Here is a 17,428-nt window from a genome sequence, read left to right on the forward strand (position 1 = left end):
ACCTCAAATAGTTTGAGGTATTTACCGTACGGTTTAAGCTTTATCGAGTGCTTGGCTTACATCGGCAATAATATCGTCAATGTTTTCAATACCCACCGATAAACGAATTAAATCGCGGCTAACACCAGCATTAGCCAGTTCTTCATCATTTAGTTGGCGGTGCGTAGTAGATGCTGGATGACACGCCAGCGATTTAGCATCACCAATATTAACCAAACGTAAAATCATGTTCAGGGCATCAATAAAGCGCGTACCAGCTTCTAGGCCACCGGCAATACCAAAACTTAAAATACCTGACGCCTTACCATTGGTAATTTTTTGGCTCATTTCGTTATACGGGCTTGATTTTAATCCCGCGTAATTAACCCAAAGCACCTTAGGGTGGCTCTCTAAATATTCAGCAATTTTTTGCGCGTTTTCGCAGTGACGATCCATTCTTAGCCCTAACGTTTCAAGGCCAATTAAAATATCTGATGCGTTTTTAGGCGCAAGCGCCGCACCGGTATTTCTAAGAGGGACAACGCGGCAACGCCCAATAAATGCCGCCTCAGCAAACGCATCGGTATACACTACATTATGGTACGACGGATCAGGCTCATTCATCATCGCAAAACGAGTCGCATTGGCTTTCCAATCAAACTTGCCCGAATCAACAATCATACCGCCAATCGCGGTTCCATGGCCGTTAATGTATTTAGTGAGCGAGTGCACCACAATATCGGCACCTAACTCAAATGGACGACACAGATACGGCGTAGCCACGGTGTTATCTACAATTAAAGGCACCCCTTTGCTGTGGGCAATTTTCGCAAGGCGAGCAATATCAACTATATTTCCTGCAGGGTTACCAATTGACTCACAAAATACCGCACGGGTGTTTTCATCAATGGCGTTTTCAAAACCATCAAAATCATCGGCTTTAATCATTCGCGCTTCTATACCTTGGCGCGGCAAGCTGTGGGCAAATAAGTTATAAGTACCACCATACACTTGACTGGTGCTTACAATATTAGTGCCCACCTCACATAAACATTGAATCGCATAGGTAATGGCCGCCATACCCGAGGCCACCGCCAGTGCACCAATGCCGCCTTCCATCGCGGCAATACGCTGCTCAAGCACCGCATTGGTCGGGTTCATAATGCGGGTATAAATATTACCCGGGACTTTTAAATCAAATAAATCAGCACCGTGCTGGGTATTATCAAAGGTGTACGAAGAAGTGTTATAAATCGGCACCGCCGCCGACTTAGTGGTGGCTTCAGATTCATAACCATGGTGCAACGCTAAAGACTCAAGTTTCATAATTTATTCCTTCAATATAGTTACATCTAACGTAGCATTTAATGGTTACAAAATGCACATGAAATATACTAAAGAATATTGAAGTAATTTGATTGAATGCTGTATTTAACTAAGTGTTCAAACTATCGTTTGCTCATATATTCAATAGAATGAGCCAAGCGCGCATATTACTCCTCTAAGTATTTATTAAAGACAATAAAAAACTTATTGATAGTAATATGTTAGCTAATTTGTTAAAACTATGTATAAAAGAAAAATGAGCGCAGCGCTGGTATAAATATGCGAGATGAGCGCACTATTAAAGTATTAAGTGCTAAAGGAGTATGCGTGAGCCCCTTGAGTTATTTATTTAAGAAAAAACAGCCATCTTTAAAGAAAAAAGATGGCTCTACAAAAACCAGTGGCGAGCTAATCTCTGAAGTAACAGAAGGGGCTAACTTGGTCGACGGTAAGCAAACATGGGAGTTGGTTGAAGAAAATAAAGATGATCTCGATACCATGAAACGTTGCTGTGATGCCGAGCTTAAAACAATGAATAAAGCAGGATTGGTTCCTGCGCCTTATTATTTTGAACGAGTTGCTATTCTTTCTAGAAAAAGCAAAGACTACGCTCAAGAAATATTTTACTGCGAACAGTATATTGAGAAGATCGAATCCTTTTATTCTAAAAACGGCACTAAAGGTATTGCTGATGTAAGAAAAGGCCCAAGATTTAAAGCCATTGTAAAGCGGCTACCAAAAGCAAAAGAACTCTACGCCAAGCAAAGCACTTAACAAGTGCCTATAAACCAAAGGACGCAAAACAGCTGGCTTGCGCTCCTTCGTCGCTAATTTTAGCCTGCTATTTCACGACGGTTAGGCAAGCGTTAAAAGTACAAGGAAATTTATGAGCCTATGCCCTCGCTGTGAACATAAATTAGATGTTTTCAGCTTTTCTTTATCTGCATTCCCGTTTTATTTTAAATGTGCCAATTGTCAGACAAGATTGAAACTTATCAGCTCAAAATTATTTTGGGCTATATTTTTATTCTATTTGGCAGTCGTGTTTACATTGATAATGTATATTCCGATTCTTAACGAATACGGTTTAGGCGTAACATTAGCCGTATCAGGCTGGCTCTTTGTTTACTATAAATCGTCACCTTACATACTCAGCAAAGATAACGTTGCACTATATGGTAGTGACTAGCTAAAAACAGCTTTTTTTTATCTCTTCCTCTAAAAGCGCAGCGTCTCTTCCCCCTCTTTGTGCATAAATCACTTAAGGACTTAATTTAAAAAAGAAAAATGATTGGTAGGCTTCGGGCTACGAGGCGCGAGTAAAATGCACATGCCTATAAATACGCGATATAAAATCGCTGCTACCAAAGACGTTTACTACTGAAAAACAATTTTTGCACCACAGAGAACCCCGAGGCGCTTTGCGCTGGATTTATATCTTTTAAGCATTTCTCTGTGAACTCTGTGTCCTCGGTGGTAAATACTTATTTAGGCTTAACTCTTACGGAATATGAAATTGCTGCTACGAAAGACGTTTACTGCTACAAACAATTTTTGCACCACAGAGGATCCCGAGGCGCTTTGCGCTACACCGAGGTGGATTCATATCATTTAAGCATTTCTCTGTGAACTCTGTGAACTCTGTGAACTCTGTGAACTCTGTGTTCTCGGTGGTAAATACTTATTTAGGCTTAACTCTGACGCGATTTAAAATCGCTGCTACTAAAGACATTTACTGCTAAAAACAATTTTTACACCACAGAGAACCCCGAGGCGCTTTGCGCTACACAGAGGTGGATTTATATCTTTTAAGCATTTCTCTGTGGCCTCGGTGGTCAATACTTATTTAGGCTTAACTCTGACGCGATATAAAACCGCTGCTACGAAAGACATTTACTGCTAAAAACAAATTAGCTCCCCCCGCAACCCGAACCTCGTAGCTCTTAGCCCGAAGCCCCTACCCCTTAGCCCGCAGCCCGCAGCCCGTACCTAAGTTAAATTAATCCAAAAATGTTTAAACCAAAAAAAAGGCGCTTCCGGTTAAGGTGAGCGCCATTTTATTAGTTTAACTGCTACTTATTTTACGATTTTCATTTCGTCTAATAAGTTTTGGGCGTTATCTACTTTATCCATTACCCATAACATGTAGCGTGAATCTACATGAATTGAGCGATTTAGTTCTGGGTTGTAATCCCAATCACCAATAATGCTTTCGTACACACCGTCAAACAGTAAACCCACCAGCTCGGCATTGCCGTTAAGCGTTGGCGAACCTGAGTTACCGCCTGTTGTATCTACATTTGATAAAAAGTTAACCGGAACAGTATTCATGCCACCAGTGTAATCACCATAAAGCTTCGCTTTAATTTGCTCTTGCAGCTTTTTAGGCGCATTAAATGGGTCAACATCGGTGTTTTTAGCCAGTAACCCTTCAAGTGAGGTAAACGGCGTAGCCACTAATCCATCTTGCGGAGAATACCCGCCTACCTTGCCGTAAGTTACACGTAATGTGCTGTTTGCATCGGCGTAAACCGGTTTGTTTTGCGCTTTGTTAAAGGCAATAATTGCACTCATTAACTCTGGGCGAGCAGCTTGTAACTTACCTGCCAAGGCTTTTGACTTATCTTCCTCAGCTTTCATTACTGTGAATATGGCTTTTGCATATTGCATGAACGGGTCTTGGCTTTGGTTAAGCTGGCTAAGTGTTTGTTCAAATAATGAATTACGTACAATTTCGTTATCAAGCGTTGATTTGGCATACATTTCATCTAGCAATGCACTTTGTTTTGCTTTATCAAAACCGTTTTCTAAAGCAAAAGCTTTATCAATTTCACTAAATCGCTCTGCTTTAGGTAATGCTGCATATTGCTCTAAAAAGTGCAGTAATATAGCTTTATCTACATTGGCATCAAAGCGACGTGACATACGCTCAAGAGAAGATTTTATACGCGGTAAATCGCGTTCTTGATAACCTGATTCGCGCTCACTATTTGGCTTTTGTTTTTCAACCGCTAAGCGGTATAAACGACGTGCCGTGCTGATCATTTGTGAACGATGAACATAGCCTACCATACGGTCGCGCTCACTGTGCTCTTGCGATTGAGCTACTAATGCCGATAACTCATTAAGCACATTCCCGTAGCGCTGTTTACGCTCGCTATCGCTGTTTATCCAGCTTGTAAGCTCTTGTTCAAACTGTTTTTTACGCTCAAACATGGTGCCTTTTTTGAAGCTTTCAATCATCGAACCATAGTTTTTAATGTAGTTGTTGTAACCTGCTATGGTGCTTTCGTAAGCAATACGGGCTTTGCTGCCATCTTCTGAGTTTTCTTCAATCAGTGACACGTATTTAGTATTGTGCATGCGCGCTTTAGGGTAACTGTCGTTAAATACGTAATCAACCTCTGCGGCAATACGGTAACGATTAGTACGCCCTGGATAGCCAGTTACCATCACAAAGTCGCCCTCTTGCACGCCTTTAGCACTTACACTTAAGTAAGACTCTGGCACGTAAGGTACGTTATCTTCGCTGTACTCTGCTGGCTTGCCGTCTTTACCTACATAGGCGCGGTAAAAACCAAAATCGCCTGTATGGCGCGGCCACATCCAGTTATCGATATCGCCACCGTATTTACCTACGCCCATGGCAGGTGCATACGCTAAACGTACATCTTTAATTTCCAGTGATTTAATGAGGTAAAACTCTAAACCACCATGAAACGAATACACATTACAACGGTAACTAGCATCAGCTTCACACTGTGCAACGAGTGCTTTTTGATTTTTTTCTAACGCATCATAGCGTGCTTTTGCGCTTAGCTCGTTAGTGCCGCTAATCACTTTATCGGTCACGTTGGTCACTGTTTCGGTTACGTACACACGTGAACCTGGCGCAGCTGGTAAGTCTTCAGCCGGTGTTTTTGCTAAAAAGCCATTTTCTAAAATGTTATTTTCAGGCGTTGAATTATATTGCACCGAACCATAAATACAGTGATGGTTAGTTACAACTAAGCCTTTTGGCGAAACAAACGAGGCTGTACAACCGCCTAAGCTGATAACCGCATTCATTGGAAATTCGGTTAATTTTGAAATTGAATCAACGCTAATTTCAAGCCCTTTGGCTTTTAAAATTGACTCGAGCTCTGGTAGTTGATGAGGTTGCCACATGCCTTCATCGGCATGAGCCGCAAAAGAAAGTGCCAGTGAACAGGTTGCTACCAACGTGGCAACAAGAGGTTTTAAACGCATTATAGAATCCCTTTTATTATTGAACCAGCAGATTACTCATTAAGTATGAGTCAGGTCAACTGCGCTGAGATAAATTGTTACAATATAGCGCCCAATAAACAAAAAAGGAGCCTAAGCTCCTTTTTAAACAATATGATATACGATGTTAGTCGTCTTTTTTCACATCATTTGGATGCGCTACACCCATCCATGCTTTAAACAGCGCTTTTTGCTCAGCAGTAGCATTTTTATTAGCGACTACTTTTTTAGGTTTGTCAAAATCTTCAGACAACACAAGCTCAGTCGACATTAATGCATCACGGCGAATAAAATCAACAGTTACCTTGTCTCCTATTTTAAAGGTTTCTAGGCTCGCGGTTAAGTCTTTCCCTACATGCTTTTTGTTAATAGCGACTAGCTTATCGTCGGTGGTTAAGCCGCCCTGCCATGCAGCACCATCGCGGCGAACATGGGTAAGCGTAAGTAACTCGCCAGTATTTTTAGTAAATGCATCTAAGCTTGGTGTGGCTTTGGCTTTTTCAGGTAGCTCAAAGCTCAAACCTACTTTTGCTAGCAGTGCATCAAAATCTAGGCTAGCTGGTGAGCTAACATTTGTTTGCCACCAATTGCTGTAATCACGCCCTGTTAACTGCTTTAAAATAGCTAATACGTCTTGCTCAGTAAAACCCGCTGGTAGCTTATGCTGCTTATAAAGTTCGTTATGTACATTTTTATAGCTTATTTTACCTTGGCTTTTTTCTAGTAGGTCGATATCTAACGCCATCGACAATAACGAGCCTTCAAGGTAGATATTAGTGCCATAGTTACGAGCATGATCACCACCTTGATTTATCCATTTATCAAAGCTGGTTTCGCTAGCACTTTGCACTTCACGCCCAGGGGTTGTGAGGTGGCGATTAATGGTTTTACTAAAGTTCTTAAAAAACTCATCGGTGGTTTGAATACCTGAGCGCACTAATAAATGGTCTTCAAAATAGCTGGTAGACCCTTCAGCAATCCACAGCAGTTTTGAATAATTTATATTGGTGTAGTCGTATGGCGCAAGCCCTTTAGGACGGTACGCTTTTACATTCCAAGTATGAATAAATTCATGTGCCGCTGTGCTTATAAAAGCTAAGTAATCTTCACGTTTAGCAAAGCGATCGCGTGGGCGTTGAATAATAGTTGAGTTTAAGTGTTCGGTTGCGCCGCCCGCGCCCGATGTAGCATGTACCATAAATACATAACGCTCATACGGGTAGCTGTCCCAAATTACATTGCCCGTTGCTACTAGCTTTTTTAAATCGGATAGCATCAGTTCTATGTCGTAATTACCTTCGCCCCACACCACTAGTTCGTACTCTCGGCCATCAACTTCAAAAGTACGTAGCTCGTTAATACCGGTTTCTATTGGTGAGTCTACCAACACGTCGTAGTCGCTGGCTTTAAAGCTGTGTTTGTTTTTATAGTTTTCCATACCCGACACCGAGCGCCATGCTTTAGGTACGTTTAATTCAACCGTAACTGGCTCTTGGCGAAATGATTCGCTAAACATAAAAAAGCCTGAAGCATCAACAAAGGCATGGCTGTCATCAATATGACGAGCGCGCTTACCTAGCTCATTAGCATACACTTGGTAATCAACATTAACTTGAGTTGGCTCGTTTAAATGAACACGCCATGTGCTGTGATCTATTTTTTCCCACTTTAGTGCATTACCTTCATCATCGCTGGCTTTAAAATAACGTACACCATTAGCAAGATTTAAAATTTCATAGCGGCCAGTGCGCCATGCTGGCAGTTTTACATCTAAATAAGATTGCGCCGTTTTAGGGAATTCTACATTTACATCACCTAGGTGATGTTCTGGCTGGGAGATGTTTAAAGCGTAATTAACGTCGGCAAATGCTGGTGCTGAACAGGCTGCTAAAATTGATAAGGCAAGTAGCTTTTTCATGAGGCTCTTTTTTATATAAGGTATTATTGTACCAAGATTAACAAGACCCTTTTTAAAAGTGAATTAAAAGCGATAAATGCACTTATATTCAAGATCGTTCGTATTTTGTTATTAAAAACATTAAGTTTTTGATCTCATCCCTACTATTAATATGTTTTTGTTGTAAACTAAAACAATAACGGTACTAAAATGATGGTGTGTAGGTGTCTAGGAGCTCCAATACGGTGGAACAAAAATTAAAACAAGCAATCGACAGTAGAAAAGTAATAGAAAGTGCGCGTCAACATCAAGTGAGTACGCTTTCTAACTTTGCAGCTAAGTTATCTTTAAGCTGTAAGGGACTTGATACTGAGCTTGATAACCGTCTGGCCAAGTTCCGCAGTGCACTCAACAAAGGCATGAGTTTTGAGGACTTTTCGCCTTTGGTAGATGATATTTTAGCCTTGCTAAAAAACCAAGAAGCCATTCAACTCGCACATCAACGTGACCTTTTTACCAGCGTTCAAAATGCAGGCAAACAATTACAACAAACTAAAGGTTTGCCTGACGATACGCGCAGAACGCTTCGCCATTTGCTCGATAACGAGCTAGACGATATTCAATCGGTACATGGTTTTATACCCGTATTAAACCAGCTAATTACTTTTTATCATCAAGCCTTAATTGCTAAAAGTAATACCACCTTTGAGCCGCCTAATTTAACCATTCTTACTGACAAACTGTTTAAGTTAGTCAGCGAGTTAGTGCTTGAAGAAAAAGCAAACGAAGCGCTGTATTTAATTAAAAAACGTATTGCTAAAAATAGAGCGGTTGATCAGCTACTTGATGCAGCAATTGATGTAATTGTACTTATTGTACAAAGCATCCAAGTTGAACGTGAATCAGCGCAAAGCTTTTTAACCTCTTTAAACCAAACGCTTGAAGAGCTACATCGCTCATTGGTATCGACCAGTGAACATTCTGAATCGATGACTGTTGAGTTTGACTCAATTAATCAACGAATTGGTGAAAAGCTAAGAAATTTAAATACACAAACAAATAAAGCAACATCAATTACAGAGTTAAAGCAATTGGTTGAAAATGAGTTACGCTCATTAAGTGCTGATATTTTAGAAAAAGAGCAGCTAGAACAAAAAGATCGCCAAATTTTAATTTCTAGCTTTGCACAAATAAACGATAGAATTGGCAGTTTAGAAAACAAAGTTAGTAATTATAAGAAACGTTTAAATGAACAACGTTTTAAAAGTTTACTCGACAGTCTTACCAAATTACCTAATCGCGCAGCTTTTGATGAACGTTATAATCACGAAATCAATGTATTTAACGAACGCCCGTCAGACATAACCTTAGTGGTTATTGATGTTGACCATTTTAAATCAATTAACGATCGTTTTGGCCACACAGCGGGCGACATTACCTTGCAAGTGATTGCCAAAGCGCTGCAAAAATCGATTAGACAAACTGATTTTATTGCCCGTTATGGCGGCGAAGAGTTTGTGTTATTAATGCCGCGAACTTCACTTGATAGTGCAACTGAACACCTTAATAAATTGAGGCAGTCGATTAAAAAGATCCCGTTTAAATTTAAAGACCAGCAAATTCAAATTACCGTTTCATTGGGTGCAACCCAATTTAAAGTGGGTGACACCCCTCTAAAAGCGTTTGATAGAGCCGATGAAGCTCTATACGATGCTAAAAACTCAGGCTGGGATCGTCTGTGTATTAGTAAATAGTGTTATGCACTTTTACCTTTGAGTATAAGGCATAACTACGCAGTAAATTTACCCAAGAAGTTTCAAGGAGAATGTCTATGCTAATACAATTAAACCCTACGGGGGTATTAGATTTATTGTCGCAGCTAGAAGTAGACTTACTCGAGCAATCATCAAACAGCGAACGCTACAGACTATTTAGAAACTGTGTATTGGCCGTGCTTAATGTAGGCAGCCACACCGACGTAAGTAACGATATTTACGATAAACACAAAGATTTTGATATACGTTTGGTTAGCCGTGAACGCGGTATAAAAATTGAATTAGAGAACCCTCCGCAAACGGCCTTTGTTGATGGTCACATAGTAACAGGTATACATGAGCACATATTTTCGGTTATTCGCGATATTTTGTTTATTTGCCAAAAGTATGAAAAGAACCTGCAAGAAACTAAAGCTATTACCCACATGGTTTTTGATATGCTCAGAAATGCCGACGCACTTAAGGTAAATAGCGAACCTAACATGATTGTATGTTGGGGTGGCCACTCTATTAACGAGGTAGAATATAAATACACCAAGCAAGTTGGCTATGAACTAGGTTTGCGTGGCTTAAATATTTGTACCGGTTGTGGCCCAGGTGCAATGAAAGGCCCAATGAAAGGCGCGACCATTGGCCATGCAAAGCAACGTATTACCAATAATCGTTATTTAGGTTTAACTGAGCCCAGTATTATAGCGGCAGAGCCACCCAACCCAATTGTAAATGAGCTGGTGATTTTACCCGACATTGAAAAACGACTTGAGGCATTTGTTCGCACCGCACATGCTATAATTATTTTTCCAGGTGGCGCAGGTACAGCTGAAGAGTTACTGTATTTATTAGGTATTTTATTACACCCTGAAAATGACAAACAGTGTTTACCGGTTATTTTAACAGGCCCTAAACACAGCAAAGCTTACTTTGAAGAACTGTGTAAGTTTATTCAATTGACTTTAGGTGATGCTGCGCTGAGTAAGTTTGAAGTGATAATTGATGACCCTCAATTAGTTAGCCAAAAGCTTAAATCTGCCATGAACGGGGTTCGCGAATATCGTAAAAGCCAAGGCGATGCCTATTACTTTAACTGGACCTTGAAAATAGAAAATGATTTTCAGCAGCCTTTTTACCCTACCCATGAAGCCATGGCATCACTTGATTTACACCTTGAACAACCCAAACAACAGCTCGCCGCTAATTTACGCCGTGCGTTTTCGGGAATTGTTGCAGGTAACGTAAAAGAAGAAGGCTTAAATGCCATTAAAGAGCATGGCCCCTATGTGCTAAGTGGTGAGCCTGATTTAATGAAAGCAATGGACAAGCTTTTACAAGCATTTGTAGAACAAGGTAGAATGAAACTTCCCGGAAGTAAGTATATTCCTTGTTATACAATAAAAGCGTGAGTTTATAATTGAATCCCCATTTACTCCTTATTGATGCGCTTAATTTAATTAGGCGCATTTATGCTGTTGATGCAAACCAAAGCCATCACAGCGAAGAGCACATGTTAAAAGCCTGCTGTGCACGGGTTGCACATGCATGCAAAAAACTTTTAACCACCACCAATGCAACCCATGCAATTGCGGTTTTTGATGGTGAAAAAAGCTGGCGTTACCACTTTTATAAAGACTACAAACATTCCCGTGCCCCCATGCCAGAGACCCTAAAAAGCGCGTTACCACATTTTAAAGCGGCCATTGAAGAAACCGGTATTGTGGTGTTTGAACCGACTAACGATGAAGCCGACGATATTATTGCGACTTTAGCGCATAAAGCCGCGAATAATCAGATAAACAACACCATTGTCTCGACCGATAAAGGCTTTTTACCTCATTTAAATGAGCATATTGAAGTCTACGATTACTTTAAAAAGCAGCACCTGAATGAACAACACATTCAAGAGCGCTTCGCCGTTGAGCAGCATAAACTAATCGACTTTTGGGCACTTGCAGGCGATAAAACCAACGACATTCCTGGTGTTAAAGGCATTGGTGTTAAATCCGCGCAGCAATTAGTTAATAAATATAGCTCTATTGAAGATGCGCTAATTGATGAATCGTTAAATGCGCGGTTACAAAAAAAGCTTAATGAGGATATGGATATGTTTGTTATTTCTAAGCAACTGGTGAGTTTGCGTACAGATATCCATTTAGGCTTTAGTTTAAAGCAGTTAAGGCTTAATTAGTCGCAAGTTAATAGCACTGTACACTAGCAATACGTATACTAGCGATAGTTATTTTGGTCTGGGTAGGCAATGTTTAAAAAGTTTTTTAGGTATTTAATATTAGGATTAGGCTTATATGCACTAGTAGCCACGTCGGTTATTATGTTTTATAAAGACGATCCACAAGCTATGATTTGGCAAGACAGAGAAGCATTTAATAAACGCTATATAGAAAAATTGCGCTTAGAAGATACCTTTACGCTAAATGATGTGCTTGAATATTTAGGTAGCCCAGATTTAACCTATGCTAAACGTGATGGCGAGCAAGTGTGGCAAGTGATTTTTTATCGTACCCAGCACAAAACCTCAGACGGCATCACCACCATGGATGAATGTACTGGGTTGTTATTTAAAAATGGCCAACTATTAATGTGGGGCCCTAGTGCTTATGAAAAATACCTTGAGCATAATGATGGAAAAATTTAATGGAAGCTCCACTGTCGGGTAAATTAAAAAAGCTACTCGAAAGCACGCAACTGCTTTTAAACTCCCATAATAATAAAAGCCAGTGGCATACCTTTTACCCTCTTGTGTGTAAACTATCAGAGCAATACGCAGCGATATACAAACAAAACCCAGCAGCGTTACAAGCTCAGCTTAATCTGTATAAAACACATTATAGCTACGCAACCAATTTAGTCGTTAATCAGTGTGTATTAACCTGTGCTCTGTGTAGCAGTCAAAACTACGACAGTAATTTAACCGAGCTTTACATTAGCGCCTCGTTGGTGGAACACCTTTGTGTTGCCAAGCAATTAAATAAGTTAGCTCAACATCAAACGTTTAACGAAACCGATACAAAAATGTGGCAATTACGCCATAAGCTCGCAGCCAAAGTAATATTAACGGCTAAACAACCCGCGCATCAAATTGCTCATATTTTGGCAAAATTAGGCAAATACAAACACGCATTATTAGATACACCTAAAATTATGCTTTATGACGGTGCCAGTGTGTTGGTTTCTTTAGCTAATATATTAGCACTTAACGTTACTTGTAATGAAAAACAACAACACATAAATTTTTATAAAGCAGTCGCCGATTTATATATAAGAACCCCAAACTCATTTGCACAGGCGTTATTAAAAGCGCTAGTTGCCCACCTAGGGCAATACATACCTGGCAGCCAAGTCGTCTATGCTGACCAAGCCATGGTTTATTTAGCCACTGATAGGCTAGAACGACATATTATTGTTAATAACGCCAATACTAAAATGGCATGGTATCGTATTAAAGCATCACTCACCGATGACTCTAAAGCATGGGAGTGCAATGATAACCGCTTGTTTTTAAAAGTATGGGACAGTGAACATGTTAATATTCCACACAGTGAACACTCTGCACAAACGCCTTTGTACCAATTAGTAAAACAAATAAAAGCTCAAAAAGAATACAGTTTTAAGGCTTTAAATACCTTACTTACCCCCTACCCTGATGTTATAAAGTCAGTATGCATAGCGGTGCAGCACTACAATAAAGAGCGATTACCGGCTAAAGACTTAAGACATAGCTTATCTATGGTGGGTTACGATAAAGCACCGGCTATTATTCAAGGGGTGCTGTTTAAGCAATTAGTAAATAGTATCGCTCATCCTTTACATGCCTTTTTATGCACCCGTATCAGCTGTTTAATTAATATTTTAGCGCTACTAGTAAAACATAATCCTCGCGTACAAAGTGAGCGCATTAGCTTAAGCTTATATGCTTACTTATATTATGTGTTGATACATTACAGCCCAAATATTTCTAGAAAAATTACCATTGACAAAACACCGAATAAATCGCTCGATACACCGTTTAGTGCATTTTTTGGTGTAAACAAAATAGATGCTCCTCATTTAAATAACGAGCTTAACGAATTACTTAGTGGCGATCCGTGGGCATCGGCTTTATTAAATGCTGAGCAACTCCCTAAAAAGCAGCTTAATGATGCCGGTCAATTATGGGCGGCACTAAAGGTAGTGGCACAGCGTATACTTCAACCTAACCTGCCATTAACAGCATGGCAACAGCAAATATTGAATCAACAACTTAGTCGCCATGGTTGGCAAAGTGAAGCCGATTTTAATCAATCGCTGCTGCGCTTAGGGTTACACAATAGTATTTAGCTGACTTATTATCGTTATAACTTAAAGTTATACCCTGTATTGATACTATAAACTGGCAAAATGTCTAATAAATTGGTATAAATGCCGGCTTAAATTTAGCACCCCTGTCATATAAGTAGTCTAAACTCTGTAAGTGTTTATTATTTATGTGTGTATCCAAATCTTTAAAGGAAAAGTTCATGGCCAAACAAACCATAACAGTGATCAAAGGCGACGGCATCGGCCCAAGCATTATCGACTCAGCACTTGAAATACTAAAAGCCGCAGGATGCGATTTTGATTATGAATTTGTTGACGCTGGCCTTGCTGCGCTTGAAAAAACGGGCGAATTGCTTCCACAAGAAACAATTGACACAATTGCTAAAAATAAAATCACCTTAAAAGGGCCATTAACCACGCCAGTAGGCGAAGGTTTTACATCTATCAACGTAACGCTTCGTAAGCAATTTGGTTTGTATGCCAATGTACGTCCGGTTAAATCGTTTGCCGGTACTAAAGCACGTTACGACGATATTGATATCATCACTATTCGTGAAAACACACAAGGTATGTATTCAGGTGCAGGCCAAGTTGTATCTGAAGATGGTACTGAAGCTGAAGCAAAATCAGTGATCACTCGCGAAGGCGCAGAAAAAATTGTAACGTTCGCATACGAACTTGCTGTGCGCGAAGGTCGTAAAAAAGTAACTGCTGTACATAAAGCAAATATTTTAAAATCAACCTCTGGTTTATTCTTAAAAGTGGCGCGTGAAGTAGCTGAGCGTTACCCAGAAATTGAATCAACTGAAATGATTGTTGATGCAACATGTATGAAGCTTGTAATGACCCCTGAAGAGTTTGACGTTATCGTTACAACGAACTTATTTGGCGATATTTTATCTGACTTATGTGCAGGCTTAGTAGGCGGTTTAGGCATGGCACCTGGTGCAAACATTGGTGAAGATGCTGCTATTTTTGAAGCTGTTCATGGTAGCGCACCTGATATTGCTGGTAAAAACCTTGCAAACCCTACGTCAGTGATTTTAGCCTCTATTCAAATGCTAGAGCATTTAAACATGGGCGATACAGCTGAGCGTATTCGTAGCGCAGTGGCTGATGTAATTAAATCAGGCGACCGTACTACCCGCGATTTAGGCGGCAGCCACGGCACTACTGATTTCACACAATCAGTAATTGACCGTCTGTAATTAGGACTGTTAAATTAAAAGCCAGCTAATGCTGGCTTTTTTTATGCCAGAAACACAGCATTTAAATTTTCTCTCTGACCATCCCCAACCCTAAGTGAACACGCAAAACTGCATAATTTCTGCTTATAAAGTGAAAATAACTCATATCAAATAGATTATTAGATTAAAAAACATTTAAAAATGAATTTTTAATCCAAAAATCAGTTTAATGGGTTGACATGTGCGTTCAAAAGCCTTAAAAATAACCACATACAAAAATTGTTATTTAAACAGCATTTTATTTTAAAGAGCAAAACATCATGAATACACAATTTCGCCTTTTAGTCTTACTCGTACTGGTCTTAGTGATAAGCCCAGCGGGGATGTATTAAAAGGTGAAAAATGCTTTTTAAAACCCTCGCACTACGCGGGGGTTTTTTTTTGCATGTAATCAACAGAGGAATGAGGATGAGTAAACAAGAATATAATGGCTCTGAATTGGTTGTTAAGTCATTAAAAGAGCTAAAGGTAAAGTATATATTTGGTTATCCCGGCGGCTCAGTATTAGATTTATACGACGCACTTTTTCAGCAAGACGATATTGAGCACATTTTAGTACGCCATGAACAAGCGGCTACACACATGGCCGATGGCTATGCAAGAGCCACCGGTGAGGTAGGTGTTGTACTTGCTACATCAGGCCCTGGTGCAACAAATTGTGTAACAGGCATAGCAACTGCGTATATGGATTCAATTCCTATGGTGGTGTTATCAGGTCAGGTACCAACAAACCTAATTGGCGATGACGCGTTTCAAGAAACCGATATTGTTGGCTGCTCTCGCCCCATTGTAAAGCATAGCTTTAATTGTAGAAGCGCTAGTGAAATACCTAATATTCTTGCCAAAGCCTTTTATATTGCCAGCACTGGCCGCCCAGGCCCGGTGGTAGTAGAACTTCCTAAAGACATGCTTAACCCAGAACTGACTTTTGCTTACAACTTCCCGCCAGCAACCGAACTTAGAACCTATAACCCTAATACCAAGGGTCACTCTAAACAAATTCGTAAGGCCGTTACTGCGATTTTAGAAGCGAAGAAACTGGTTATCTATTCTGGTGGCGGTATTGTGCTTTCAAACACCTCAGAGCAACTAACTCATTTAGTCGAATCGCTTAACGCCCCTATAACCAACACCCTAATGGGACTGGGCGGTATATCGGGCATACACCCCAACTTTATTGGTATGTTGGGTATGCACGGTACATTAGAAGCCAATAAAGCAATGGCCAATGCCGATGTTATTTTAGCGCTTGGCGCACGATTCGATGATCGGGTTACTAATAACGTTCAAAAATTCTGCCCTAATGCCACTATCGTGCATGTTGATGTTGATCCAACCTCTATTTCTAAAACCATTAAATCACATATTCCTGTTGTTGGCTGTTTGGCAACGGTACTTGAGCAATTACAAACTGCCATAGATAAAAGTCCAATTAAAATTGATCGCAGTGCACAAGAAGATTGGTGGCGACAAGTGATCAGCTGGCGTGAACAAAAATGCCTTAGTTACAATAGCGATGGTGACAAAATAAAACCTCAGGCAGTTATAGAGGCAATATATGAAGCGACCAACGGAGATGCTTATGTCAGCTCTGATGTTGGCCAACACCAAATGTTTGCCGCGCAGTATTACCCATTTAAACACCCTCGACAGTGGATCAATTCCGGTGGTTTAGGCACTATGGGCTTTGGTTTACCTGCAGCAATGGGCGTTAAACTGGCTTTTCCTGAAAAAGAGTCTTTATGTGTAACTGGCGACGGCTCTATACAAATGAACATTCAAGAGCTATCAACCTGTTTACAGTATAACTTAGCAGTAAAGGTGATCTCCTTAAATAACCGCTCACTGGGGATGGTAAGACAATGGCAAGACATGATTTATGGCGGCAGACACTCTTCATCGTATATGGAATCTTTGCCTGATTTTGTAAAGCTTGTTGAAAGCTATGGCCATGTGGGTATCAGAGTAAACACCCTTGATGAGTTACAACCAGCGATAGACAAAGCCATGTCGATCACCGATAGATTGGTATTTTTAGATATTTTAGTAGACGAAAAAGAACATGTTTATCCGATGCAAATTAAGCACGGTGGCATAGATGAGATGTGGTTAAGAAAAGGAGTGAAGGCATAATGCGTCGTATATTATCTATATTATTAGAAAATGAACCCGGTGCGTTATCACGTATAGTGGGACTATTTTCTCAGCGAGCCTACAATATTGATAGCTTAACAGTGGGTACCACAGACGATGAATCACTTTCTCGCATTACGGTAACCACTAAGGGCGATGACAGAATTGTTGAACAAATAACGAAGCAAGTGAACAAACTGGTCGATGTGCTTAAAGTGATTGATTTAACTGACATGAGCCACATAGAGCGTGAACTACTATTAGTAAAAGTATTTGCCAAAGACGAAGCAACTCGTGCGGCAGTAACCCGCGTTGTTGATGTATTTCAAGGGGCTATTTTAGATATGGGTCGCCAGAGTTATAGCCTACAACTGGTAAGCAGCACCGATAAAATAGAGTCGTTCTTAGATACCTTACGCCACGAAACCGACATCATAGAAGTTGTACGCTCAGGCGCGGTCGGCATTGGCCGAGGCGATAAAGCGCTTAAAGCTAAA

12 protein-coding genes are annotated in these 17,428 nt (G+C 40.3%); 9 read left to right on the forward strand and 3 right to left on the reverse strand.

Going from position 1 to position 17,428, the window contains the following annotated elements:
• Positions 1–33: 33 nt before the first annotated feature.
• On the reverse strand, positions 34–1,305 hold the full coding sequence (locus P20439_RS00120) for an O-acetylhomoserine aminocarboxypropyltransferase/cysteine synthase family protein (RefSeq protein ID WP_008112587.1): 1,272 nt from the start codon (positions 1,303–1,305) through the stop codon (positions 34–36).
• 327 nt (positions 1,306–1,632) lie between these two features.
• Between P20439_RS00120 and P20439_RS00125 the strand changes: the two genes are divergently transcribed.
• Positions 1,633–2,079, forward strand: coding sequence for a hypothetical protein (locus P20439_RS00125; RefSeq protein WP_238529444.1), 447 nt, complete (start codon positions 1,633–1,635; stop codon positions 2,077–2,079).
• A 1,302-nt stretch (positions 2,080–3,381) separates the two neighbouring features.
• Here P20439_RS00125 and P20439_RS00135 read toward each other — a convergent pair.
• Together P20439_RS00135 and P20439_RS00140 are read right to left on the reverse strand one after the other, a co-directional pair.
• On the reverse strand, positions 3,382–5,553 hold the full coding sequence (locus tag P20439_RS00135) for a S46 family peptidase (protein WP_008112581.1): 2,172 nt from the start codon (positions 5,551–5,553) through the stop codon (positions 3,382–3,384).
• A 145-nt stretch (positions 5,554–5,698) separates the two neighbouring features.
• The gene (locus P20439_RS00140) at positions 5,699–7,489 is read right to left on the reverse strand and encodes a M61 family metallopeptidase (RefSeq protein ID WP_008112579.1); all 1,791 of its coding nucleotides are present in this window, start codon (positions 7,487–7,489) and stop codon (positions 5,699–5,701) included.
• Positions 7,490–7,713: 224 nt separating this feature from the next.
• Between P20439_RS00140 and P20439_RS00145 the strand changes: the two genes are divergently transcribed.
• From P20439_RS00145 to ilvN, 8 genes are all read left to right on the forward strand, one after another.
• A complete protein-coding gene (locus P20439_RS00145; protein ID WP_008463820.1) occupies positions 7,714–9,222 on the forward strand; it encodes a GGDEF domain-containing protein in 1,509 nt (502 codons plus the stop codon).
• 77 nt (positions 9,223–9,299) lie between these two features.
• Positions 9,300–10,643, forward strand: coding sequence for a nucleotide 5'-monophosphate nucleosidase PpnN (gene ppnN / locus P20439_RS00150; protein WP_008112574.1), 1,344 nt, complete (start codon positions 9,300–9,302; stop codon positions 10,641–10,643).
• A gap of 8 nt (positions 10,644–10,651) precedes the next feature.
• Complete coding sequence (xni, locus tag P20439_RS00155) at positions 10,652–11,425, forward strand: flap endonuclease Xni (RefSeq protein WP_008112573.1); 774 nt, start codon at positions 10,652–10,654, stop codon at positions 11,423–11,425.
• Positions 11,426–11,494: 69 nt separating this feature from the next.
• Positions 11,495–11,890 carry a DUF3192 domain-containing protein gene (locus tag P20439_RS00160; protein WP_008112571.1) on the forward strand — a complete coding sequence of 132 codons (396 nt, stop codon included), beginning with the start codon at positions 11,495–11,497 and terminating at the stop codon, positions 11,888–11,890.
• On the forward strand, positions 11,890–13,572 hold the full coding sequence (locus P20439_RS00165) for a hypothetical protein (RefSeq protein ID WP_008112569.1): 1,683 nt from the start codon (positions 11,890–11,892) through the stop codon (positions 13,570–13,572). The genes P20439_RS00160 and P20439_RS00165 overlap by 1 nt, the downstream gene beginning before the upstream one ends.
• Before the next feature lie 179 nt (positions 13,573–13,751).
• Positions 13,752–14,759: an isocitrate dehydrogenase gene (locus P20439_RS00170; RefSeq protein WP_008112567.1), complete on the forward strand. Its 1,008-nt coding sequence runs from the start codon at positions 13,752–13,754 to the stop codon at positions 14,757–14,759.
• Positions 14,760–15,206: 447 nt separating this feature from the next.
• Complete coding sequence (locus P20439_RS00175; RefSeq protein WP_008112564.1) at positions 15,207–16,931, forward strand: acetolactate synthase 3 large subunit; 1,725 nt, start codon at positions 15,207–15,209, stop codon at positions 16,929–16,931.
• Positions 16,931–17,428 (forward strand): acetolactate synthase small subunit (gene ilvN / locus P20439_RS00180; RefSeq protein ID WP_008112561.1); only part of this gene is annotated, 498 nt, incomplete at its 3' end. The genes P20439_RS00175 and ilvN, both read left to right, overlap by 1 nt.

The sequence above is a fragment of the Pseudoalteromonas sp. BSi20439 genome (assembly GCF_000241165.1).
In the GTDB taxonomy this organism is placed as follows: domain Bacteria; phylum Pseudomonadota; class Gammaproteobacteria; order Enterobacterales; family Alteromonadaceae; genus Pseudoalteromonas.

Excerpts from the sequence above, each read along its gene's own strand:
- P20439_RS00140 (WP_008112579.1), bottom strand. The coding sequence starts at position 7,489 with ATGAAAAAGCTACTTGCCTTATCAATTTTAGCAGCCTGTTCAGCACCA.
- P20439_RS00135 (WP_008112581.1), bottom strand. The coding sequence starts at position 5,553 with ATGCGTTTAAAACCTCTTGTTGCCACGTTGGTAGCAACCTGTTCACTG.
- P20439_RS00120 (WP_008112587.1), bottom strand. The coding sequence starts at position 1,305 with ATGAAACTTGAGTCTTTAGCGTTGCACCATGGTTATGAATCTGAAGCC.
- P20439_RS00160 (WP_008112571.1), top strand. The coding sequence starts at position 11,495 with ATGTTTAAAAAGTTTTTTAGGTATTTAATATTAGGATTAGGCTTATAT.
- P20439_RS00165 (WP_008112569.1), top strand. The coding sequence starts at position 11,890 with ATGGAAGCTCCACTGTCGGGTAAATTAAAAAAGCTACTCGAAAGCACG.
- ppnN (WP_008112574.1), top strand. The coding sequence starts at position 9,300 with ATGCTAATACAATTAAACCCTACGGGGGTATTAGATTTATTGTCGCAG.
- P20439_RS00170 (WP_008112567.1), top strand. The coding sequence starts at position 13,752 with ATGGCCAAACAAACCATAACAGTGATCAAAGGCGACGGCATCGGCCCA.
- P20439_RS00175 (WP_008112564.1), top strand. The coding sequence starts at position 15,207 with ATGAGTAAACAAGAATATAATGGCTCTGAATTGGTTGTTAAGTCATTA.